The organism is Cellulomonas edaphi, assembly GCF_030362815.1.
Lineage (GTDB): Bacteria > Actinomycetota > Actinomycetes > Actinomycetales > Cellulomonadaceae > Cellulomonas > Cellulomonas edaphi.
The window spans coordinates 961,380-984,049 of record NZ_JAUCGR010000001.1 but is presented as its reverse complement, the minus strand read 5'-3'; the positions used below and the strand labels follow the sequence as shown (position 1 = coordinate 984,049).

Here is a 22,670-nt window from a genome sequence, read left to right as displayed (position 1 = left end):
CGAGGAGGAACCATGGGGAAGTCCCCGCTGAACGGCCGTCGCGTCCTGGTCATCGTCACCAACTACGGCGTCGAGCACGACGAGCTCGTGGTCCCGGTCGCGCACCTGCGCTCCTCGGGGGCCACGGTCACGATCGCCGCGGTCAAGGGCAAGAAGAAGATCCAGACCCTGACCGGCGACAAGGTGCCCGCCGACACCATCAAGCCGGATGCCAAGCTGGGCGAGGTGGAGGCCGGGTCCTACGACCTGCTGCTGATCCCCGGCGGCACCCTCAACGCCGACGCGCTGCGGCTGTCCACCGAGGCCCTGGGTCTGGTGCGGTCCTTCACGACGAAGGGCAAGCCCGTCGCCGCCATCTGCCACGGCCCGTGGGCGCTCGTCACCGCGGACGTCGTCAAGGGCAAGACGCTCACGTCCTACGCCTCGCTCGAGACCGACATCCGCAACGCCGGCGCCGAGTGGAAGGACGAGCCGGTCGTGGTCGACCACGAGGGCGGCTACGCGCTCGTCACGTCGCGCGACCCCGGCGACCTCGACGAGTTCCTCGGCGCGATCGACGCCCTGCTGGTCTAGCGCGCGAACGGGCCGCTCAGCGCGGCCCACTGCAGCAGCATGACCGTCTTGGCGTCGACGATGCGCGTGCCGATGCCGGCGAGCGCCTCGTCGAAGCCGAGCTCGACCACCTCGATGTGCTCCCCCTCGTCCGCGATCCCGGCGCGCGAGCCGCCGGGGCTGCCCGAGTACGGCGCGGCGTAGAAGTGCAGGCGCTCCGTGACCGACCCCGGGCTCATGTAGATGTCGAAGACGTGCTCGATGTCGCCGATCTGCACGCCCGTCTCCTCGGCCGCCTCGCGGCGCACGGCCTCCTCGGGCGCGTCGTCGTCGAGCAGGCCGGCGGCCGTCTCGAGCATCATCCCGTCGGGGTGCTCGTTGACGTAGGCGGCGTAGCGGAACTGCCTGGTGAGCAGCACCGTGCGCCGCTCGGGCTCGTACAGCAGCACGGTGGCCCCGTCGCCCCGGTCGTAGGTCTCGCGGCGCTCGGTGGTCACCGAGCCGTCGTGGAGCCGGTGGTCGTAGGTGGTGGCGCGCAGCACGTACCAGTCGGAGGCCAGCAGCTCCACGTCGCGGACCACCACGTCCGGGTTGCGGTCCAGGTCGCGGCCGGTCAGGTGCAGGCCCGTGCGGCCGCGCCGGTCGGGCACGTCGACGCCGGGGACTCCGGAGGCGCCGGAGGCTCGCGCGGCGCCCGTCATGCGTCCGCCCGCCCCGGTGCGATGACGCTGCCGAAGACGATCTTCCGGCGCACCTCGAAGCCGAGCCCCTCGTAGAGCCGGATCGCTCCCTCGTTCTCGGAGGCCGCGTGCAGGATCGGGAGCTCGCCGCGCGCGCGGATGCCGTGCGCCACCGCGAGCACCAGGCGGGAGGCCAGGCCCTGGCCGCGCGCCTCGGGGTCCGTGCACACCGCGCTCACCTCGGTGGCGCCCTCGGGCCGCATCCGCTCGCCCGCCATCGCCAGCAGCCGGCCGTCGCGCCGGATGCCGCGGTAGGTGCCCATGAGGTAGGTCTCCGGGGCGAACGGGCCGGGTCGCGTGCGCGCGGTGAGGTCGAGCATGTCGGGCACGTCGTCGGCCCCGAGCACCACGGCCTCCTCGTCGGGCGCGCCGACGAGCCGGTCGGTCCCCACCATCTGCACGCCCGGGATCGTCCAGCCGCGGGTCCAGCCGTCGGGCGCCTGGTCCGGTCCCCCCGCGATCGGCACCGCCTGGCCGGGCCCGACCAGCGCCGCCAGGTCCGCCCAGGACGCCGGGTCGCCCACGTCACGGAGTGCGGCGAAGGGCGACACGGCCGGTCGGTAGCGGCGGGCGTCGCCCGTTCCCTCGGCGAGCGAGGCGTGAGCCCCGGTCAGGGAGTGCCAGGCGGGATTGTCGAGCGCCTCGTCGATGGCCGGAATCGTCGTGTCCTCTCGCAGCGGGCTGAGCTGCGAGTCTAGGACGGACGACTGACATCACCTGGCACGTCGCTCCGCGGTCCCCGTGAACGCCGTCCACGACTCGGGCGGCAGCAGCACCGTCGACCGGTCGTCGTGCAGGACGCCGTCCAGCTCGAGCTGCGCCACGTGGCGCTCCGCCGTGGCCGCGGCGTGCGCGGGGCCGGGCTCGGCCGCGACCGTGTCGGCGGTCACCCGGATCCCGCCCGTGAGCGCGAGCGCGGACCCGGGGTGCAGGAGGTCGACCTCGACGGCGTCCGTGGACCGGTTGACCAGGAAGATCGCCGTCGCCTCGTCGTCCGCCACCACCGCGGCCGTCACCAGGGGCACGGCGCCGTGCCGCTCGGTGGGCATCGTCCCGCACGTGACGCGTGCGTCGAGGACGGTGCCGCGGGCCAGCCGCGCGGTGGCCGCGAACGGGTGGAAGGTGGGCTGCCGCCACGCCGGGCCGCCGGGCTCGGTCATGATCGGGGCGATGACGTTGACCAGCTGCGCGAGGCACGCCAGCGGCACCCGGTCGGCGTGGTTGAGCAGCGTCACCAGCAGGTCGCCCACCACGACGGCGTCGAGCGCCGAGTACACGTCCTCGATGATCCGGGGCGCCCCGTCCTGCACCGGGAGGTTGTCCGCACCGGGGAAGCGGGACAGGTACCAGACGTTCCACTCGTCGAACGAGATGGTGAGCCGGCGGTCGGAGCCCTTGCGCGCCGCCACCGCGTCCGCCGAGGCCGCGACGCGGCGGATGAAGCGGTCCATCGCCGTGCCGGAGGCGAGGAACGAGGCGCGGTCCCCGTCGTGCTCCTGGTAGTAGGCGTGCATCGAGACGTGGTCGACGACGTCCCACGCGTGCTCCAGCACCGTCTGCTCCCAGTCGCCGAAGGTGGGCATCTCCATCGACGAGGACCCGCACGCGATCAGCTCGATGCTCGGGTCGACGCGCTTCATGGCCTTGCCCGCCTCGGCGGCCAGGCGCCCGTACTCGTCGGCGTCCTTGTGCCCCACCTGCCACGGGCCGTCCAGCTCGTTGCCCAGGCACCACAGCCGCACGCCGTACGGCTCGACCCTCCCGTTCGCGACGCGCAGGTCCGCCCACCGCGTGCCCGCCGCACCGTTGCAGTACTCGACGAGAGCGGCAGCGGCCTCGACCCCGCGCGTGCCGAGGTTCACCGCCATCATCGGCTCGATGCCGTGCCGCTCGGCCCACTGCAGGAACTCGTCCGTGCCCACGGTGTTGGTCTCCACGGTGCGCCAGCCCAGGTCCAGGACGCGCGGCCGGTCGGGCCCCACGCCGTCCTCCCAGACGTAGCTCGAGACGAAGTTGCCGCCCGGGTAGCGGGCCGTCGTGATGCCCAGCTCGGAGGCGAGCGCGGCGACATCACCGCGGAACCCGTGCTCGTCGGACGTCGGGTGGTCGGGCTCGAAGATGCCTGTGTAGACGGCCCGGCCCATGTGCTCGACGAGCGTCCCGAACAGCCGCCGATCGACCGCGCCAACGCGGAAGCCGGGATGGAACAGGACGCTGGCGTGGTCGGGCATGACTCCCCTTGGGTCGGCTCGGCGGTGGGCATCGATAACGATATCGGTCCGTTCGCCCCGCCGAGGGCCGCGCCGCCCCTAGCCCTCGCCCGCGATCGCTTGGGACCGCTTGCGCTCGATCAGCCAGCGACCGTCGTCCGCCCGCGCCAGCGTCAGCCGGAAGCGGCTCGGCACCCCGCACGCCGTGGCCTCGTCGAGGTGGGTGTAGCACTCCTTGCCCGACAGGATCGCCGTCGCGTGCGCGCCGTCCACGCTGATGCCGGCGAACTCGTCGAGCTCGAAGCTCGCGTCGGTGTAGCCGAGCTGCGCGGCGGTGCTGGGCTGCTTGACGAGCGTCGCCACGCCCTCCTCGAGCCGCGGAAGCACCATGGCGACGCGCGAGGGCGCGGCGACCGCCGCCAGCTCCGATCGACGACGTTCGGCCGCAGCATCGGACAGGTTGAGCTCGGCCGTCGCGCGCCCGTCCGCGTCGAGCACCAGCCGGCCGACGTTCTCCTCGCGCGCGATCGCGTCCGGGAGCGAGCTCCTGATGGCCTCGACGTCCGCCGCCGGGCCGTCGTCGGCGAACGGCTGGAACGGGCCCGGCTGCTGCGCGCAGGCGGCCAGACCGAGGGTCGCGCCGACGACGAGGAGGGCAGCGAGCCGGCGGCGCAGGGCAACACGCCTGGCGGGGCGGGCGGGACTCGTCGTGGGTGCGACCATGCGCGCATCCAAAGCCCCGGGCGTCGGCGCCGTCAAAACCGGGGCGCTCGACGCCCGCCGCGCACCGGACCGCGGGCCGGTGCGGTGCCCATGCTGGTTCGGCCTGGACACCGACGAGACGCGCCTGGTACGCCTGTTCTTCCAGCCCGTGCTCAGTTCCGTTGGTCGACCGCTGCGTGGCGTCGACGTCCCGCGCCTGACGAGCATGGACGCATGCGATCGTCGGACCGGAGGAGCACCCGTGGGCCGCCTGCACATCGACCTGTTCACCACGCTCGACGGCGTCGCGCAGGCGCCCGGCGCGCCCGAGGAGGACCCCTCCGACGGATTCACGTTCGGCGGATGGCAGGCGCCTCTGGACGACGAGATGGTCGGCGAGCAGGTGGTCGCCGGGATCGCCGCGATGGATGCGCTGCTGCTGGGCCGGCGCACCTACGACATCTTCGCGGCGTACTGGCCGCTGCACGAGACGGGCCCGATCGGCACCGCGCTCGCCGAAGTGCCCAAGTACGTGGCGAGCCGCGGCACCCCGGAGCTGACGTGGCGCAGCTCGACCCTCCTGGGACCCGACCTCGCGGGCGAGGTCGGGGCGCTGCGGGAGCGATACGAGAACGTGCACGTGATCGGCAGCGTCGACCTGGTGCAGACGCTCGTGGCCGAGAACCTGTTCGACGTCCTCACCTTGTGGGTCTACCCGGTGGTGCTCGGGCAGGGGAAGAAGGTGTTCCCGGACGGGGCGACCCCCAACCGGCTCGAGCTGCTCGAGCCGCCGCTCACCGGCAGCCGCGGCACCGTCCAGCTGCGGTACGGGCCCACCGGGGCTCGGCCGACGACCGGGGACATGACCCTGACCGAGCCGGGCGAGGGCCCGGGCGCCTAGGCGGGGGTGCCGCGCGCTCGCGGCACCCCCGCCCGTGCTCAACGCACGACGCGGATGTACGCCGTCGCCTTCGAGGACCGCAGGCTCCCGTTGCCCGCGTAGGTGGCGGTGACCGCCACCTTCGAGCCTGTGCGGGTGAAGACGGGGAGCACCACCGTGGCCCGGCCGCGCGACAGCGAGACGGTCGAGACCGTCTTGCCGTCGACCTTGATCGCCACCCGGCCCGTCGCGTAGACCGACGCGCCCGGCACGGTCACGGTGACCGTGGCCCTCACCTTGGTCTTCTTCGCCGTCGCCGACTTCGACGAGAGCGCGAGCGCCACCTTGGTGGTCGCCTTCGCCACCGTGACGCGCGCGGCCGAGCTCGTCGCCGGGAGCAGGCTCACGGTGCCGGCAAAGGTCGCCGTGACGGACGTCGCGCCCGCCGTGGTGAACACCGGGAGCGTCACCGTGGCTCGACCACGGGACAGCGCGACGGTCGAGACCGTCCTGCCGCCGACCTTGACCGACACCTTGCCGCCCGCCACGAGCGCGGTGCCCGGGACGGTCACCGTGACGGTGGCCTTGACCCTCGTCGTCAGGGCCGACGGCGCGGTCGACGAGAGCGCCAGCGCGACCTTCGTCGGCGCCTTGGTGACCGTCAGCGTCTTGCTGACGACCGCCTCGTTGGCCTGCGCGCTGCCCAGGTACTCGACGCGCACGGTGTGCCGGCCGACCGCGAGCGTGCTCGGGAGCGCGATGCTCGCCGCGCCGGACGCCAGCGGCTTGGTGGCCACCGGCTTGCCGTCCACGTCGACGCGCACCGAGCCGGTCGCGGCAGCGCCCAGCGCGGTCACCCGCGCCTGGACCGTGGCCGGCTTGCCGTAGGTGGTGCTCGACGTCGCGGTCACCGACAACGTGGCCGCCGCCTTCGACACCGTGAACGCCACGGCCGTGCTGGACGGCCGCGTCCGCTCGTCGCCCAGGTAGGTGACCTCCGCGGTGTGCGTGCCCGCCGACAGGTCGGACGGGAGCGTCACGCTCGCCGCGCCGCCCGACAGCGTCGCGGTGGTCGCGGCCCCCTCGTCCACGCGCACCGTGACGGACCCGTGCGCGGCGGCACCCCCGGCACTCACCGAGACCGAGGCGACCGGGGCGGTGCCCACGACCACGGACGACACCGTGGCGGTGGTCGTCGAGTCCACGACGTCGTAGCCGGTCGTGAGCGTGACCGCTTGCGACGTGGCACCCGCGTAGGTGTCGGCCACGGCGCCGGCCGGCGTGAAGACGGCCGAGTAGTGCGTCGTGGTCTCGGGCGCGAGGCCCGTGACGGGGGTGGACGCCACGCCGTCGACCAGCGCGACGGTCGCGAGCGGCTGCCCCTCGGGCGTCGACGAGGCGTAGAACGCCACCGTGCCGGAGACGTCGGTGAGGACCGCGCCCCCCGAGTCCTCGAGCGTCGCGGTGAGCGAGCCGCTCGTGGTGGTGGCCACGGCCGCCGTGAGGGCGAGCGTCGTCGGCATCGCGCCGACCGTCCCCGTGAACGTCCGGGTGCTCGGGGTGCCGACCCCGTTCTCCGCGGTGACCGTGAACGAGAACGCGCCGCCCCGGGTGGGCGTGCCGCCGAACGAGCCGTCGTGCAGCGTCACGCCCGCGGGCAGCGCCCCGGCCGTGACCGTGAGCTCGACGCTCGGCGTCCCGCTCGCTGACAGCGAGCCGGTGGCGGGCGTGCCCACCGTCCACGCGGGCAGCTCGCCCGTGATGGCTCCCGGCGCGAGGTCCTGGTGCACGCCCGGAGGCAGCACCCGGAACGCGGCGAGCCCCGAGCGGCCGGCCGCCCACTGCGTGCTGACGGCGACGTACCGCACGGTCGCGTCGACGTCGATCACCGTGGTCGTGGCGTCACCGGCGGGCGCGCCCACGTCGTGGAACGTGAGTCCGTCGTCGCTGGTGGACACCACCGCGTCGGGCACGTCCGTGCCGTCCCAGACGAGCGCGACCTGGCCGACCGCGCGGGCCGCGCCGAGGTCGACGACCATCCGGCCGTCAGGCCCGGGCACCCAAGAGGTGGTCGCGTCGCCGTCGACGGCGAGCTGCGGATCCGTCATCCCCGGGGGCAGCACCGAGGCCGGGAACGTGAGCGTGCTCAGCGCGAGATCCTGCACGGGGTACGCCGTCGCGTCGGCGAACCGGAGCGTCGCGGCCTCGTCCGTGACCTGGGCGCTGAGGTGCGCACCGGTCTGCACGTTCTGCACGTCGAGCGTCGCCGGCTGGGCTGACGACACCTCAACCGACCGCGCGTCCCGCACGTCGGCGACCAGACCCGCCGCGGCCGCCGCGCTGCGCGCGACGTTCATCCGCGGAGCCAGCACGGCCGAGGAGCGCGCGGGCACCGTGACCGTGAGCGTGGAGGAGTCGGCGCCCAGGGTCTGCGACCCGGCGAACAGCGAGACCGTCTCGCCCGAGTACGGCAGCGTCACGTCCGTCGTGACGTCCGCGCCCGTGAGGTTGAACAGCGAGAGGTAGCCGTCGAGCGTGCTGGCGAGCACGCCGTCGGCGCCGACGGTCGGCTGCGCCTGCGCGGCCTCGGCCGCCGTGCCCGCGGCGTCGGTCGGCAGCATCTCCACCAGGAACGGGTGGCTGCCCGTGGTGGGCGAGTCGGCAAGGCGGATCACGTGGTGCGCGTCGTCGGCCTTGGACACCGTGATCTGCGCGCCGGAGCCACGCACGACGAAGCCCGCGGCGCCCTCGACGTTGAGCCACCCCTGGTCGGTGGCCGTGATCTGGTCACCGGTGTAGCGGAAGTGCGCCGCGTCGGTCCACGTGCTGCCGTCGAGCGAGGTCTGGATCAGGTAGTCGCGTCCGGCGGCCACCTCCCAGGCCAGCTGCACCTTGGCGACATCCTGAGCCGTGCCGAGGTCCACCTGGATCCACGAGTCCGCGCGGGGCCGCTCCTCCTTGGAGACCGCCCACCGCGTCGTCGAGCTCCCGTCGGTCACCGTGGTGGCCGCGTTGCCCGACGCCGCGCTCGACGCCGTCGCGGGCTTGCCGGCGGCGAGGTCGAGCGTGCCGGCCGCGCCGTAGACGCGGAAGTTGTACAGCGAGTAGCCGTACCCCGCGTCGCCCTGGATGCCCTGCATGCGCACGTAGCGGGCCTGCACCGGCGCCGGCTCCGAGCCGCCGGCCGGCGTCAGCGCGACGCTGTCCACCCGCGCGGCGTTCGCGTCCGCGGCGTTCTCGGGCCCGTACCGGACCTGGTCCGTCCACGTGCTGCCGTCGTCGGACGTCTGCACCAGGTACTGCGTGCCCGCGCTGGCCTCCCAGGCCAGGCGCACCCCGCCGACGGTCTGCTGCGAGCCGAGGTCCACCTGGATCCACGAGTTCGCGCGCTTGCGGTCGGCCGTGGAGACGGCCCACCGGGTGGAGGCGGTCGCGTCGGTGACCTTGGACGCCTGGCGGCCTCCGGCCGCGTCCTCGCTGGAAGCGGTGGCCGTGCGGCCGGCCGCGAGGTCGGTGGTCGACGTGGCGTCCGCGCCGTAGACGTGGAACGCGTACATCGAGTACCCGAAGGTCGCGTTGCCCTGGATGCCCTGCATGCGCACGTACCGCGCACTCACGGGCGCGAAGCTCAGGTTGTCGACGCGCGCGGCGCTGACGTCGAGCGGGTCGGCGGCCCGGGTCACGGGCAGAGACGCCGTCTGCGAGCCCTCGGCGGTGGTGTAGGTGCGCGAGCCGTCGAGCCCGGCGAACCCGCCCATCGCGAGGTTGCGCACGGTGAGCGCGCCGTCCTCGCGGCCGGCCCCGCTCGTCGCGTAGATCGCCGAGCCGGTGGGCAGCGTCACCTGGCCCGCGGAGGAGCTGCCGGTCGTGAACAGGGACGCGGTGCCGTCGAAGCCATCGCGCGGGCCCGTGTAGACGGCAGTGGTGCGCTTGTCGACCGTCGCGGCGGGCGTCGGGTAGAGGAACGGCGTCGCGCCCGACGTCTGGAACAGCCACGGGTTGTGCCCGGGTGCCCACGGGAACTTGACGTACCCCTGGCGGCTCGAGGCGCCGGCCCAGGACTTCTCCGACTGCTGCACGGTCAGGCCCGGCTCGTCGCCGTAGTCGCGCACGCCGGACAGCCGCGCGAAGTACTGGTCCGCGGGCGTCGGCTCCACCGTGCCCTCGTCGGACTCGGCGGCCGCGACGTGCAGGAGGTAGGCGATCGCGACCTCCGCGCGGGCCTCGGGCTCGTACTTGGGCTCGCCGGAGAACTTGGCCAACCGGTCCACCGGTGCGTACGCCTGGTACGCCGCCAGGGAGGCGGCCATGTTGGCCTCGGCACGCACGGCGTCGGGGTTGCGCAGCACCTGCCCGACGAACGCGAGCGGGATCACGTCCCGCCCGTACAGGAACTCGCGGTCCGCGTTCATGGACATGAACGGCTCGCCCTGCTGGCTCATCATGAGCTGCAGGGAGCGCCACAGCTCGGCCGAGTTGGGCTGGTGCTTGATGATCTCCGGCACGGGCTTGCCGTTGAGGATGAACTGGATCGAGTTGCGGCCACCCGAGCGCCAGAGGTCGGACTGGTAGTGCGGGGCCACCGTGTTGTGGTTCTCGGTGACGTACGTGTCGTAGATGTTGTGCAGCAGGTTGGTCGAGATGGCCTTGCCGCCCACGACGGCCGGGTTGTTCGCGTCGGCCGTCGGCTGGGCCACCGCGTTGCGCACCCAGTCGTTGAACTGCGCGCTCCAGGCGGCCGAGCTCGCGTCGTCCTCGGACCACGCGATGCCCGGGGCGAGCGCCTGGCTGTAGACGCCGGACTCCTCCGCGGCGGTGTCGCGCTCGAACCGGCCGACGGGCCACTCGGGCGTCCACGAGCCCGACATCGGGTCGTCGCCGTAGTTCAGCCCTGCCGTGTAGGCCGCCTGCCCGGCGGCGATCGTCTTGAGGCTCGCCTGCGTGGTCGCGTCGAGGTCGTCCCACAGCAGCTTGCCCGCGTCGAGGAAGTAGGACTGGAACGTCGAGTCCCAGAACAGCTGCTTGCCCCAGGTGCCGCCGGTGGGGTTCACGAACCGGTTGCGCGCCGCGTAGTAGGCGATGGTCGCGACCGTCCGCGCGCGCAGGGTGGCCTTGGAGACGCCCGCGAGCGACTCGTCATAGTCGCCGTGCGTCACGAGCACGGCGTTGCCGAGCACCACCGCGAAGTTGAAGTCGGCGGCCTTGTACACGCCGAGCGTGGAGTCGAAGACGGACTCGGTCCACCGGGTGTGGCGCAGCAGCGCCGCGTAGTAGTCGGCGGCGATGGCGTCGGGAGCCCCGAAGGCGGGGGCGTCGGCGGCCGCGGCGGGGGACGCGGGCGACAGGACGGCAGCGGGCAGCGCCACGGCGAGCGCGGTGGCGCCCACGACGGCGCGCTGAAGCAGGCGCGAGCCGTGGGCGCGCGGGACGGATCTGCGTGCGAGCGGCAACAGGGACGTGCGCGGGAACCGCGTCAAGGGAACCCCTCGATTTCTTCGTCGGAATCGGAACAGCGACAGCGCTGTGCAGGTGAGCGCACTCACCATGGCCGCAGATGACAACGCTGTCAACCGCCGTCCGGGTACTACACACGTCCGGGTGGCGGGCGAGTGGGAGCGCCCGCCGTCCCTCCCAACCCGTTCCGCGATCCTGGCGACGGGCGGCCCCAGGACTGGGAGGATGGCGTATGCCCAGGATCGTGATCCGACGACGTGTCACGCGCATCGACCTCGACGGCCCCGTGCGCCATGCGGAGGACTCACTCGCCGCGGAGGAGCCCCTCGAGATCCGGGTGGGCGGGCGTCCCCTCGCGGTCACCATGCGCACCCCCGGCCACGACGTCGAGCTCGCCGCGGGCTTCCTGGTGTCCGAGGGCGTCGTCGGCGCTGCGCAGGACGTCGCCGCGGCCCGCTACTGCGCCGGGACCGACGACGCGGGCGCCAACACCTACAACGTGCTCGACGTGACGCTGGGCCGCGGCGTGCCGCCGCCGGAGCCCAGCCTGGAGCGGAACTTCTTCACCACGTCGTCGTGCGGGCTGTGCGGCAAGGCGAGCATCGACTCCGTGCGCACGCGCTCGCGCTGGACGGTCGCCGACGACGACCTGGTGGTCCCGGCCGAGCTCCTGGCCACGTTCCCGGACCGGCTCCGCGAGCAGCAGGCGGTGTTCGACCGGACGGGCGGCCTGCACGCGGCCGGGCTGTTCGACGGACGCACCGGGGAGCTGCTGGTGCTGCGCGAGGACGTCGGGCGGCACAACGCGGTCGACAAGGTGATCGGCTGGGCGCTCGCCCACGGCCGGCTTCCGCTGCGCGGCACGGTGCTCATGGTGTCGGGACGCTCGTCGTTCGAGCTCACGCAGAAGGCGCTCATGGCGGGCATCCCCCTGCTGGCCTCCGTCTCCGCACCGTCGTCGCTGGCCGCCGAGCTCGCGCACGGGTCCGGGATGACGCTCGTCGGGTTCCTGCGCGGGACGTCGATGGTGGCGTACGCCCGGCCCGAGCGCGTGAGCGCGCCCGCGCCCTCCGCGCCGCTCGCTCACCCCGAGGAGCCCGCGCCGAAGGTCGCCGTCTGATGGCCGACGAGCACCTGAGCGTCCGCCCGCCGCAGACGCACTCCGTGGGGATCCCGGCCGTCGTCAACGCGCTGTCGTTCGCAGTCGACGGCATGGGGCCCACCCGGACGCTCAAGCTGCTCAGCCAGCTGAACCAGAAGGACGGCTTCGACTGCATGAGCTGCGCGTGGCCGGACCCGGGTCACCGTGGCCGGGCCGAGTTCTGCGAGAACGGCGCCCGCGCGGTGACGTGGGAGGCGACGCGCGCGACGGTCCCGACCCGGTTCTGGGCGGAGCACCCCGTGAGCGACCTGCTCGAGCGATCCGAGTACTGGCTGGGCCAGCAGGGACGGCTCGTCGAGCCCGTCCACAAGGCCGCCGGCAGCGACCACTACACGCCCATCACGTGGGAGGACGCGTTCGCGCTCATCGCCGACCGGCTGAAGGGCCTCGACTCCCCGGACCAGGCGGCGTTCTACACCAGCGGCCGCACGGCGAACGAGACCGCGTTCGTCTACCAGCTGTTCGTGCGCGCCTTCGGAACCAACAACCTGCCCGACTGCTCGAACATGTGCCACGAGTCCACCGGCGCCGCCATGGGCACGACGCTCGGCGTGGGGAAGTCGACCATCGCGTACGACGACTTCGCGCGGGCCGACCTCATCGTCGTCATGGGCCAGAACCCGGGCACCAACCACCCGCGCATGCTCACCGCGCTCGAAGCCGCCAAGCGCGGCGGGGCGAGCATCGTCGCGGTCAACCCGCTGCCCGAGGCCGGCCTGCGGCGCTACAAGAACCCGCAGACGCTGCGCGGCACGGTGGGCCGCGGCACCGACCTGGCCGACCTGTTCCTGCAGATCCGCAGCGGCGGCGACATGGCTCTCCTGCAGTGGGTCTCCAAGCGCGTGCTCGAGGCGGAGGACCGAGCACCCGGCACGGTGCTCGACCACGACTTCCTCGAGCGGCACACGCTGGGGCTCGAGGAGCTGCGGACCCACCTCGCGGCGCTGACCGAGCAAGAGGTGCTCGACGCGACCGGGCTCACGACCGCCGAGATGGACGAGCTCGCCGACCGCTACCTGGCCGCCGACCGCGTGATCATCACCTGGGCGATGGGCATCACGCAGCACCGCAAGGGCGTCGACACGATCAAGGAGATCGTCAACCTGCTGCTGCTGCGCGGCAACATCGGCAAGCCGGGCGCCGGGGCGTCCCCCATCCGTGGGCACAGCAACGTCCAGGGCGACCGCACGATGGGCATCTGGGAACGGATGCCCGACCGGTTCCTGGACGCCCTGGCCGCGGAGTTCTCGTTCGAGCCGCCGCGCCGGCACGGGCTCGACTCGGTGCAGGCCGTCCAGGCCATGCAGCGCGGCCAGGTCAAGGTGTGGTTCGCCCTCGGCGGCAACTTCGTCGGGGCCATCTCGGACACGGCGGCGGCGGAGGCCGCGATGCGCGGCACCGACCTCACGGTGCAGGTGTCGACCAAGCTCAACCGGTCGCACGCCGTGACGGGTGCCGAGGCGCTCATCCTGCCCACCCTGGGACGCACGGACGTCGACCTGCAGGAGACCGGCCCGCAGCTCGTGTCGGTGGAGGACACGCTGTGCGCCGTGCACGCCTCGCACGGCGCGCTGGCACCGGCGTCGGAGTCGCTGCTCTCCGAGATCTCGATCGTCACGCGTCTGGCCCGCGCGGTGCTGGGGGACGACGGCCCGATCGACTGGGCGGGCTTCGAGCGCGACTACGACCTGATCCGCGAGTCGATCTCGCGCGTGGTGCCGGGCTTCGAGGACTTCAACGCCAAGATCCGCACCAAGGACGGGTTCATCCTGCCCAACGGGCCGCGGGACTCGCGCACGTTCCCCACCCCGACCGGCAGGGCGATGATCACGGTCAATCACCTGGTCCCCCTGGAGTGCCCGCCGGGGCGGCTCATCCTGCAGACGCTGCGCTCGCACGACCAGTTCAACACGACGATGTACGGCCTGAACGACCGGTACCGGGGCATCCGGGGCGGCCGCGACGTCGTGTTCGTCAACCCGGAGGACCTGGTGGAGCTGGGGCTCGCCGACGGCGAGCGCGTGAACGTCGTCAGCGAGTGGCCCGACGAGCCGGACCGCGAGCTGCGCGACGTCCGCGTCGTGGCCTACCCCACGTCGCGCGGGTGCGCCGCCGCGTACTTCCCCGAGGCCAACGTGCTCGTCCCGCTCGCGAGCACCGCGCTCGGGAGCAACACCCCGGCGTCGAAGGCTGTCGTGGTGCGCCTCGAGAGGGCAACCAGCCCCGCGTAGTCCGTTTTGCCCCTCTCACCAGGGCTTTCATCTCAAGCGGTGGACTTTTCGGTGTCCATCGTTGACGCGCGATCCCGCAATCGCATAGAAATCAGCAACAAAGTTGACCTATCTGGTCGGCAATGGTCACGAGTGTCTCCGCCAAGCCCCGGCTCGGAGACCGGCAACCCTCCGTCCGTGGCGGGGTGCCCCGGGTGACGACCAGGTCGTCGCGCGCCGCGCGACGACAAGCACGGCGACACCGTCGCCACGATGCGACGAGGAGCACGACATGAGGCGCGAGGGCGAGCACCGCCGATGTCGCTGTCGTCTCACGTCGATCTCCCGGCGTGAGGTCCTCCACCACACGCGCAGCACCACTCCCCTTACCTGAGGGTCGAGACCTCCCACGGTCTCCGGGGCCCTCGCACGAACGGAGCACCCCCTTGAACGCATGGGACGCCATCGCGCTCGCCGTCACCGTCGGCCTCTTCGCCGGGATCTTCGCACTGTCGCGCAAGCGGCTGAACTTCAGCGTGCTGACGTTCCTCGCGCTGTTCCTGGGCGTCGGGGTGGGCGTGGTGTTCCGCGACCACGTCGAGTACGTCCAGCCGCTGGGCCGCGTCTACGTCAACCTGCTGCTGACCATCGTCGCGCCGCTCGTGATCGTCTCGATCCTGTCGAGCATCACGTCGTTGGGCTCCACCGCGCAGCTCAAGACGATCGGCGGGCGCTCGGTCTACTGGCTGCTCAGCCTCAACCTGGTCGCGATCTTCCTCGCGCTCGGCACCGCGCTGGCGGTCGGCCTGGGCAAGGGCGCGGAGCTGGCCACGACCGGCGTGGACACCCGCTCGCTCGACTCGGTCAAGAAGCCGTTCTCCGAGGTGTTCATCGGGTTCTTCCCCACGAACATCGTCAAGGACATCTCCGAGAACAACATCATCCCGATCATCCTGGTGAGCATCCTCGTGGCGGTCTCCGCGTCGCTGATCGCCGACAAGAACCCGCAGAAGGTCGCGCCCTTCAAGGGCGGCGTCGAGGCGTTCCGCGAGATCGTCTACAAGGCCGTCGGCTTCGTCATCAGCCTGACGCCGTACGCGGTGCTCGCCCTGACCGCCTCTTTCACCTCGACGGTCTCGGCCGACACCAGCCAGCTGTGGCCGCTGTTCACGCTGCTCGTGGTCGCGTTCGTGGTCTGCTTCGCGCACACGTACCTGGTCAACGGCGTGTTCCTGCGCGTCTCGGCCAACGTGAGCCCCACCGCCTTCTTCCGCAAGATCCTGCCCGCGCAGCTGGCCGCGTTCAGCACCCAGAGCAGCGCCGGCACCCTCCCTCTCACCACGAGCCTGCTGCGCAGCCGGGTGGGCGTCCCGTCGGAGATCGCCGGCTTCACCGCTCCGCTCGGCACCACCATCGGGATGCCGGGATGCGCGGGGATCTGGCCGATCCTGCTCGCCGTCTACGCGATCAACGCGCTCGGCCTGCCGTACGGCCTCGGTGACTACGCGGTGCTCGTCGTCCTGGGCCTGCTCGTCTCGATCGGCACCGCGGGCGTCCCCGGCACCGCCACCGTGACGGCCACGACGGTGCTCGCGGCCGCCGGCCTGCCGCTCGAGGTCATCATCCTGACGCTGCCCATCAGCGCGCTCGCGGACATGGCACGCACGACGAACAACGTGACGTCGGCGGCCGTCGCGGCGACGATCGTCGCCCGCAAGGAAGGCCGTCTCGACGACGCCGTCTTCCGCGCGCCCGACGCCGACGTGACCGCGAGCCTCGCCAGCCCGGGCGACGAGCCCCGGGCGGCCGACGCCGCCCAGCCCGCGCCGCTCCCCGCCGACGACGACCTGTGGGGCGGTGTGCCGGTCGGCGCCTGCGCCATCGACCCCAGCCCTCGCGAGCGCGTCGGCGCCCGCTGACCCACCGCACGCCTTCCCCCGGCCCAGAAAGCACATCACCGTGAACCTTCTCCACCTCGGCCACCGCGCTCGCGTGCTGGTCGCCGCCCTCTTCGTCACCGCGATCGGCATCGGCTTCCCGATCATCCAGGCCGCGCAGGCCGAGGCCGCGACGGTCGCCTGGGTGGACGGCGGCGACGACCAGATGTGCCTCCAGGACGACATGGGGGCAGCGCTCACGAGCCTCGCCGAGGACAAGTTCTGCCAGCCGATCCCCACGTGCCACGAGTACGACGGCAACAACCCCAAGTACAAGGGGCGGATCGTCCAGAGCAGCGCGAGCACCGGCATCTGGCAGGGCGACCCCAACGACGTGCTCTACGCCGACAACCTGCCGGCGGACTACAACCTGACCACGCCCACGCCCACCAAGACCCCGACGCCCACCAAGACGCCGACCCCCACCAAGGCGCCGCCCAGCAGCAAGCCCACCAAGGCGCCGACGAGCACGCCGTCGTCCGGCACCAAGGACACCTCGGGCGGCAAGACCGGGAGCACGGGCACCACGGGCACGGGCACCAGCACGGGGACCAAGACCCCGGGTACGACGACGACCACCACGACCACCACCACGAGCCCGACCGACGACCTGGGCATCGACCCGAACGAGACCGTCGTCGCGGGTGCGCCCTCCGCGCCCGGCACCCCGACCCTCACGGTCGACGGCTCGACGATCGTCGTGACCTGGAAGCCGTCGGCCGACGTGGACCTCGACGGCGTGACGGGCTACGTCGTCCAGCTCAGCGGCGACAACCGCGCCGAAGTGGACGCCGAGACCACCACGTACGAGTTCCGCGACCTGCCCGACGGCAGCTATCGGGCCGCCGTGCGTGCGGTCAACGCCACAGGCGAGTCGGCCGCGTCGACGCCGTCCGAGGCCGTCACGGTCGGCACCCCCGTCGCCTCGGTGGTCGGCACCCTGACGTGGGCCGGCGACATCACGCCGGGCTCGACCGTCACGCTGACCGGGTCGGGCTACGCCCCGAACGCCGCGCTCGACATCGAGCTGCACTCCGACCCAGTGCTGCTCACCACGGTCACCACGGACGCGCAGGGCGCGTTCAGCACCGACGTCGTCGTGCCGGCCGATGCACCGCAGGGCGAGCACCACTTCGTCGTCGCCTACCAGGGCACGGTCATCTCGGAGAGCCCGGTCACCGTCGCGGCCGCCGCACCCGTGTCCGGGGCCGCCGCGGAGGAGGCCGCTCCGGCGGCGGAGGTCGTTGAGACCGTGCCGCCGCTGACCGGCGTCGTCATCCTCGTCGCCCTGGCCCTCGCCGGCGTGCTGCTGCTGTTCACGCACTACGCCCGCGGCGGGTCGCGTCGCTCCGGCGCGGCCGCGCCCGCCACCCCGGCGGCGCCGGCCGCCAACGCCGCTCCGGTGACGGCCACGTTCGCCCCGATCCAGCTCGACAAGCCCAGCATCCCCGCGTTCCTGTCCGGGAGCGCCGTCGCACCCCCGCCTCGTCCGTCGTCGGAGTCCCTCCGCCCGGCGGAGCAGGTCAGCACCAGCACCACCAGGTAGTCCGCTCCACCCTCTCCACCACCGCGAGCACCGGCCGGCACCTGTCGGCCCGCTCGTTGCACGGACCAGACCCCACCCTGATTCCCCCTGCCCTCGGGCGGGAGAAAGTGATGCCCTCATGTCTGCCTCTCCCCTGCGGCGCAGGATCGCCGGGATCGTGGTCGCCACCCTGGCGGCCGCCCCCGTGGTCGCCCTGACCGCACCCGGCGCGACCGCCGCGACGCCGCCGCCCGTCACGTCCAGCGTGGACTTCGACTACCTCGCGGACGTCTTCCCGGCGCTCGCCGCCGAGCGCGGCCAGCACGTGTTCGAGACGATCACCATCGAGCGCCTGAAGTACCTGCTGCGCTTCAAGTCCGGCAAGTACGCCGTCCTGATCGGCGACCCCGAGGACGCCAGCGTCCAGGCGGAGATCGGCTCGATCAATGCCGCGGCCAAGAGCATCGGCGTGCAGAAGATCTACGTGTTCAACCCGCGGATCGACGGCAATGCGCTCAACGTCTTCGACTGGAACGAGCTCGCCACCCAGCTGGGCGGCGACGGCCTCGCGTACTGGAAGGCCGAGGGCGCGGTCGCGACCACGGGCGGCCCGCTCATCGACCTGATCAACGGCAACAGCCCCACGCCCGAGTTCGTCCGCACCGACGGCGTGGTGAGCAGCCCGTACCTCGTCGTGCTCGACAAGGACCGCACGGACGGCGAGGGCAACGACGACCACGTCGTCTCCTCGCTGTCCGACCGCAAGACGGCCGCGGACCTCGACACCGCCGAGGAGCGCGCCGCCTACGAGGAGGCCGTGAAGCAGACGCTGCTTGACGGCGGCACCGTGACCACGCCGGACCTGAGCGTGAACACCCAGTTCGAGTTCTACAAGGACGAGGTCAACCGCCGCCACAACGCGACGTACGCCACGACCGACGCCGACGCGGTCAAGTACGGCCGCGACATCCTGGGCGACGCGGACGGCGAGGGCGGCTGGCGCGTCCAGCAGCTGTCGTACCCGGAGACCATCGACCTGCTCAGCAACCCGCGCTACGCGAGCAGCGACGTCCCGCTGCTGTTCGGCGGCACGTGGTGCCACAACACGCGCGCCGTCATCGGGCACCTGAACGCGGACGCGCAGGCCAACGGCGTGAAGACGATCTACAACCTGGACTTCTCGCTCTTCTCGGCGGGTAACGGCGGCACGACGTACGACCACATCCGCACCAGCGGTGCGCCCAAGGTCCTCGGCGACAAGGTGCTGGCACCGGGTCACCTCTACGGCGAGCTGTTCAACACCTACCTGTACAACGCGGTCGCCGAGTACGCGAACGACGGCGAGCCGGGCGCGAGCCCCAACCGGTACTACCCGGGCGGCGACACCACGCAGCCGGTCAAGACCGCACGCCGCCTGCAGGTCCCCGCGCTGCTGGTCTACAACCCGAGCCACAAGGACGCGCTCGGCAACGCCGCGCCGGTGGTCGACGAGGCCATCCGCACCAACGACGACGGCACGTACACCGAGTACATGACCGAGCACTGGTTCGTGGCCGGTCACGACCTGCCCAACACGCCCGACACCACGCTCAACGGCAGCTACGTCGCCGGTGGCGACCGCCTGGCGAACGCGCGTGACTTCGCCACCGAGGCGCTCGACGCGTACGCCGACGTGCTGGGCTCGCTCGGCTCGACGCACTACACGAGCTCCACGTCCGTCCTGGTCGACGGCCAGCCGTCGACGGACCTCGTGCCGGGCACCACGCCCACGCTCGCCATCTCGGTGAGCGCGGCGGACTACGCGCCGTTCATCACCTTCAACAAGACCGGGGCCGACGTCCCGCGCAGCACCGCGACCGGCAAGCCGGCCGGCTACGTCGTCGTCCGCGACGCCGACGGGAACCAGGTGGGCAACGCCACCGCGCTCAAGCGGGACGGCTCGGCGGTCTCCGTGACGCTGCCGGCCATCTCCTCCGACCAGATCGGCGACGAGTGGACGGTCACGTACCTGGGCCGCGGCTACTCGATCACCCCGTCGACGACCACGCTGCGGGTCGGCAAGCAGTCCAGCGTCGCCCTGACCGGCACGACGTCCACGTCGTACAGCACCGCCGCGGCGTTCACCGCGACGGTGACCGCCGGCGCCACGGGCAACGTCTGGTTCCAGGGTCTGCCCGGCGCGCCGGTGAGCGCGACCATCGTCGACGGCACGGCGACGTTCACCGCGCCCGCCACGCTCCCGGTGGGCACGTACACGGTCACGGCCGCGTACTCGGGTGACGCGCTCTACGCCTCGTCGGTCTCCACGCCGCTCACCCTGACCGTCAAGAAGCTGACGGCCAAGGCCACGGTCTCCGCGGTCACCAGCAGCCCGTACGGCAAGGCCGTGAAGGTCACGGTCAAGGTCGTCGACGCCAAGGGCAAGCCCGCGACGGGCAAGGTCACGCTGTCCGGCGCGGGCACCGCCCGCACCGTCACGCTCAGCAGCGGCCTGGCCGCCGTGACGCTCCCCGCGTCGCTGCCGGTGAAGTCGTACACGCTCAAGGCGACGTACTCGGGCAGCAGCACCGTGTCGGCCACCTCGGCGACCCGCACCCTCAAGGTCACCCAGGGCAAGGTGTCCAAGGTCGCCACCAAGGTGACCCGGATCCCGACGACGAAGGCCTACGGCAAGGCCACGGTCACCGTCACGACGGCGTCGGGCCTGGCCCTGGCGACCGGCAAGGTCAAGGTCACCATCTCGCGCGGCGGGCTCAAGGCGACCGAGACCTTCACGCTGAAGTCCGGCAAGGCCACGTTCACGCTGCCCAAGCTCCCCAAGGGCACGTGGAGCATCTCGACCAAGTACGTCGGCTCCACGACGTACGCCCCGGCCACCGCGACGACGGTGAAGTTCAAGGTCGTCAAGTAGCTCCGGCTACCGCCTGACCGCACGGGTGGTGGTGCCTGCTCCTCGCAGGCGCCACCACCCGTCCGTCGTCTGCGGGATCAGTGCACGCCGTCGGTGGCCAGCGCGTCCGTGAGCAGGCTGACGAGCGCCTCGAGCTGGACGTCGGTCGCCACGGCCTCCTCGTCGGCCGCTCCGTCCAGCGCCCGCGCGGCCAGCGCCGACTTGCTGTCGATGAGCTCGGCGATCTTCGCGTCGATGGTCTGCGCGGCGATGATGCGCCACGCGGTGACCGGCTCGTCCTGGCCGATGCGGTGGATGCGGTCGATGGCCTGGGTCTGCTCGGCGTCGGTCCACGACAGCTCGGCCAGGACCAGGTTGGAGGCCACCTGGAGGTTGAGCCCCACGCCGGCGGCCATGAGCGAGCACACCACGATCGACACCTCGGGGTCGTCCACGAACGCCGCGATGTTCTTCTCGCGCACCTTGGTGGTCTGGTCCCCGCGGATCGAGGCGTAGCGGATGCCCCGGTCGGCGAACGTCTGCTCCGCCTGGTCCATCACGTCGACGTGCTTGGCGAAGAACACCACCTTGCCGACGTTGCGGGCCAGCTGCGCCGCGTAGTCGGCCGCGAGTCCGGCCTTGGCCTGGCCGATGCGCCGGACCATGGTGAACACGTTCTCGCCGCCGGTCTTCGAGCTCGAGTCCTTGAGCTCGGCGGCCGCGACCCGGCGCACCAGCTCGGCGTCGATCCCGTCGCCGGCCGCGTCCCCGCGGAACTCCACCGCGGCCCGGTACTGGGACACGAGTCGGCTGACGAGCGCGACCTCCGCGGCCCGGATGCTGCGGCCCGCGGCCCCGTCGAGCTCGACCGGCAGGTCTGCCACGCGGCGCGCGGGGATGTCCGCGACCACGTCCACTTTGCGGCGTCGCACGATCCCCATCTCGATGACGGCGGCTCGCGCGGCCGCGTAGAAGCCCGGGTCCGCCGGCGTCAGCCCGGTGTCCTCCAGCGCCGTCATGAGCGCGCCCTGCGGCGTCTTCTCATCGATCCATCCGAGGAACTGCCAGATGGCCCGGAAGTCCTCGATGTCGTTGATCAGCGGGGTGCCGGTGAGGGCCATGAGCAGCGCGCGCGGGGTCCGCTCGCGAATGCGCTGCGAGAGCGCGAGCACGTGCTGCGAGCGCTGCGAGGTCTTGTTCTTGATGAAGTGCGCCTCGTCGACCACCATGCCGCGGAACCCGAGGTCGCCCAGCCACCCCACGTGCCGGTCGAGCAGCTCGTAGTTGACGATCACCACGTCGGCGAAGGCGTCGACCTGCTCGCCGTCGCCGTGCACCACCGTGGCCGTCCGCGACGGGGTCCACAGCCCCACCTCGTGCGCCCAGTTCGTCTTGACCACGTTGGGCACCACCACGAGCAGCGGGTACGCGTCGGCGGCCTGCGCGGCGAGCAGCGCCTGCGCGGTCTTGCCGAGACCGGGCTCGTCGGCGAGCAGGAACGTGCGGTGCCCGCCGGCCGTCGCCGCGACCACCTGCGCCTGGTGCGGCATGAGCTCGCGGCCCAGCGGCCCGCGCACCAGGCGACCGTCGGGCAGCCGCATGCACGCGGGCGCCCCGTTGGCCGCGTACTCGAACGAGCGGAACAGCGGCTCGAGCAGCTCCCAGCCGGCCAGCCGGCGGGGACGCGCGGCGATGCGCTCGGCCGCGGCCTCGTAGTCCGGGGCCAGGAACGGGTTGGCGAGCTGGCGCGAGAGCACGGACTGCGGCACGACGCGGGTCGTGGCGTCGGGCGCCGGCGCGGCGGGCGGCTCGGGCTCGGGCTCCTCGGGTGGCTCCATGCCGCCGGCCCGCATGACGGTCGCCTTGAAGGCGCGCGCCGCGTCGGAGACCCGGGCATCCTCGGCGAGCAGCTCCAGCAGGGAGGTGTCCCGCGCGGCCGTCTTGGCCAGCATCGTCGCGACGCCGTCGAGCCGCTTGAGCTGCTCGGTCCTGCGCGCGTTCGTCAGCTCGGCGTCGGCCATCACCCGGGCCCGCTCCTCGCGGACCAGCAGCGCCACCACCTGGAACTTCAGCCGCACCGCAGGGCGCGTGGGCGGTCTCTTGACCGCGCCGTCGACCTCGCGCGCCACGTCGGCGAGCACAGGGATGAGCCCCTGCTCCGACCGCTGCGGACGTCGGCGCTGCGCGCCCGAATCGGTGCGCCCGCGGCCGGACCGGCCCTGGCCTGATGCCACTGCTCCTCCTTCGCAGGCTCGATGCCTGCGTCGCGCGCGAGCCCTCGCTCACGCCGCCGACGGCCGACGCCGCACCTGCGGACGTCGGTCCTCACTCGCTCCCCCGCCATGACCGTGCGGCCACGACCCCTGCCGACCACAGGCTGAGCCCGGCCGGACGACGCTCCGCGTCCG

13 protein-coding genes and 1 riboswitch are annotated in these 22,670 nt (G+C 72.5%); of the genes, 7 read left to right on the top strand and 6 right to left on the bottom strand.

All coding sequences use genetic code 11. The annotated features are described in order from the left end of the window. The first annotated feature begins 12 nt into the window (after window positions 1-12). Window positions 13-573, top strand: a complete 561-nt coding sequence (locus QRT05_RS04670; RefSeq protein ID WP_289445744.1) for a type 1 glutamine amidotransferase domain-containing protein — start codon at window positions 13-15, stop codon at window positions 571-573. Here QRT05_RS04670 and QRT05_RS04665 read toward each other — a convergent pair. The 4 genes from QRT05_RS04665 to QRT05_RS04650 form a co-directional block, all read right to left on the bottom strand. Continuing rightward, window positions 570-1,253, bottom strand: coding sequence for an NUDIX domain-containing protein (locus tag QRT05_RS04665; protein WP_289445743.1), 684 nt, complete (start codon window positions 1,251-1,253; stop codon window positions 570-572). The genes QRT05_RS04670 and QRT05_RS04665 overlap by 4 nt on opposite strands. Next, entirely contained in the window at window positions 1,250-1,843 is a 594-nt protein-coding gene (locus QRT05_RS04660; protein ID WP_289445742.1) for a GNAT family N-acetyltransferase, read from the bottom strand. The genes QRT05_RS04665 and QRT05_RS04660 overlap by 4 nt, the downstream gene beginning before the upstream one ends. A 162-nt stretch (window positions 1,844-2,005) precedes the next feature. Next, window positions 2,006-3,523 carry an arabinosylfuranosidase ArfA gene (gene arfA / locus QRT05_RS04655; protein ID WP_289445740.1) on the bottom strand — a complete coding sequence of 506 codons (1,518 nt, stop codon included), beginning with the start codon at window positions 3,521-3,523 and terminating at the stop codon, window positions 2,006-2,008. A gap of 78 nt (window positions 3,524-3,601) precedes the next feature. Next, window positions 3,602-4,225: a hypothetical protein gene (locus tag QRT05_RS04650; protein WP_289445738.1), complete on the bottom strand. Its 624-nt coding sequence runs from the start codon at window positions 4,223-4,225 to the stop codon at window positions 3,602-3,604. A gap of 241 nt (window positions 4,226-4,466) precedes the next feature. Between QRT05_RS04650 and QRT05_RS04645 the strand changes: the two genes are divergently transcribed. Next, window positions 4,467-5,105, top strand: a complete 639-nt coding sequence (locus tag QRT05_RS04645; protein WP_289445736.1) for a dihydrofolate reductase family protein — start codon at window positions 4,467-4,469, stop codon at window positions 5,103-5,105. Window positions 5,106-5,143: 38 nt separating this feature from the next. Here the strand turns inward: QRT05_RS04645 and QRT05_RS04640 are convergent, their stop codons facing one another. Continuing rightward, window positions 5,144-10,471, bottom strand: a complete 5,328-nt coding sequence (locus QRT05_RS04640; RefSeq protein ID WP_289445724.1) for a discoidin domain-containing protein — start codon at window positions 10,469-10,471, stop codon at window positions 5,144-5,146. A 299-nt stretch (window positions 10,472-10,770) separates the two neighbouring features. Between QRT05_RS04640 and fdhD the strand changes: the two genes are divergently transcribed. The 5 genes from fdhD (at window position 10,771) to QRT05_RS04615 (ending at window position 20,283) form a co-directional block, all read left to right on the top strand. Continuing rightward, complete coding sequence (fdhD, locus tag QRT05_RS04635; protein ID WP_289445722.1) at window positions 10,771-11,658, top strand: formate dehydrogenase accessory sulfurtransferase FdhD; 888 nt, start codon at window positions 10,771-10,773, stop codon at window positions 11,656-11,658. Next, entirely contained in the window at window positions 11,658-13,931 is a 2,274-nt protein-coding gene (locus QRT05_RS04630) for an FdhF/YdeP family oxidoreductase (RefSeq protein ID WP_289445720.1), read from the top strand. Before fdhD ends, QRT05_RS04630 begins: the two co-directional genes overlap by 1 nt. Window positions 13,932-14,055: 124 nt before the next feature. Then, window positions 14,056-14,170, top strand: a riboswitch (SAM riboswitch). Window positions 14,171-14,356: 186 nt separating this feature from the next. Next, a complete protein-coding gene (locus QRT05_RS04625) occupies window positions 14,357-15,829 on the top strand; it encodes a dicarboxylate/amino acid:cation symporter (RefSeq protein ID WP_289445717.1) in 1,473 nt (490 codons plus the stop codon). Window positions 15,830-15,869: 40 nt separating this feature from the next. Next, window positions 15,870-17,393 carry a fibronectin type III domain-containing protein gene (locus tag QRT05_RS04620; protein WP_289445715.1) on the top strand — a complete coding sequence of 508 codons (1,524 nt, stop codon included), beginning with the start codon at window positions 15,870-15,872 and terminating at the stop codon, window positions 17,391-17,393. 118 nt (window positions 17,394-17,511) lie between these two features. Then, entirely contained in the window at window positions 17,512-20,283 is a 2,772-nt protein-coding gene (locus QRT05_RS04615; protein WP_289445713.1) for an Ig-like domain-containing protein, read from the top strand. Window positions 20,284-20,360: 77 nt separating this feature from the next. Here QRT05_RS04615 and QRT05_RS04610 read toward each other — a convergent pair whose 3' ends face one another. Next, window positions 20,361-22,496 (bottom strand): DEAD/DEAH box helicase, encoded by a 2,136-nt coding sequence (locus QRT05_RS04610; RefSeq protein WP_407650295.1) that lies wholly within the window; start codon window positions 22,494-22,496, stop codon window positions 20,361-20,363. Window positions 22,497-22,670: the final 174 nt, after the last annotated feature.

Excerpts from the sequence above, each read along its gene's own strand:
- QRT05_RS04670 (WP_289445744.1), top strand. The coding sequence starts at position 13 with ATGGGGAAGTCCCCGCTGAACGGCCGTCGCGTCCTGGTCATCGTCACC.
- QRT05_RS04665 (WP_289445743.1), bottom strand. The coding sequence starts at position 1,253 with ATGACGGGCGCCGCGCGAGCCTCCGGCGCCTCCGGAGTCCCCGGCGTC.
- arfA (WP_289445740.1), bottom strand. The coding sequence starts at position 3,523 with ATGCCCGACCACGCCAGCGTCCTGTTCCATCCCGGCTTCCGCGTTGGC.
- QRT05_RS04650 (WP_289445738.1), bottom strand. The coding sequence starts at position 4,225 with ATGGTCGCACCCACGACGAGTCCCGCCCGCCCCGCCAGGCGTGTTGCC.
- fdhD (WP_289445722.1), top strand. The coding sequence starts at position 10,771 with ATGCCCAGGATCGTGATCCGACGACGTGTCACGCGCATCGACCTCGAC.
- QRT05_RS04630 (WP_289445720.1), top strand. The coding sequence starts at position 11,658 with ATGGCCGACGAGCACCTGAGCGTCCGCCCGCCGCAGACGCACTCCGTG.
- QRT05_RS04615 (WP_289445713.1), top strand. The coding sequence starts at position 17,512 with ATGTCTGCCTCTCCCCTGCGGCGCAGGATCGCCGGGATCGTGGTCGCC.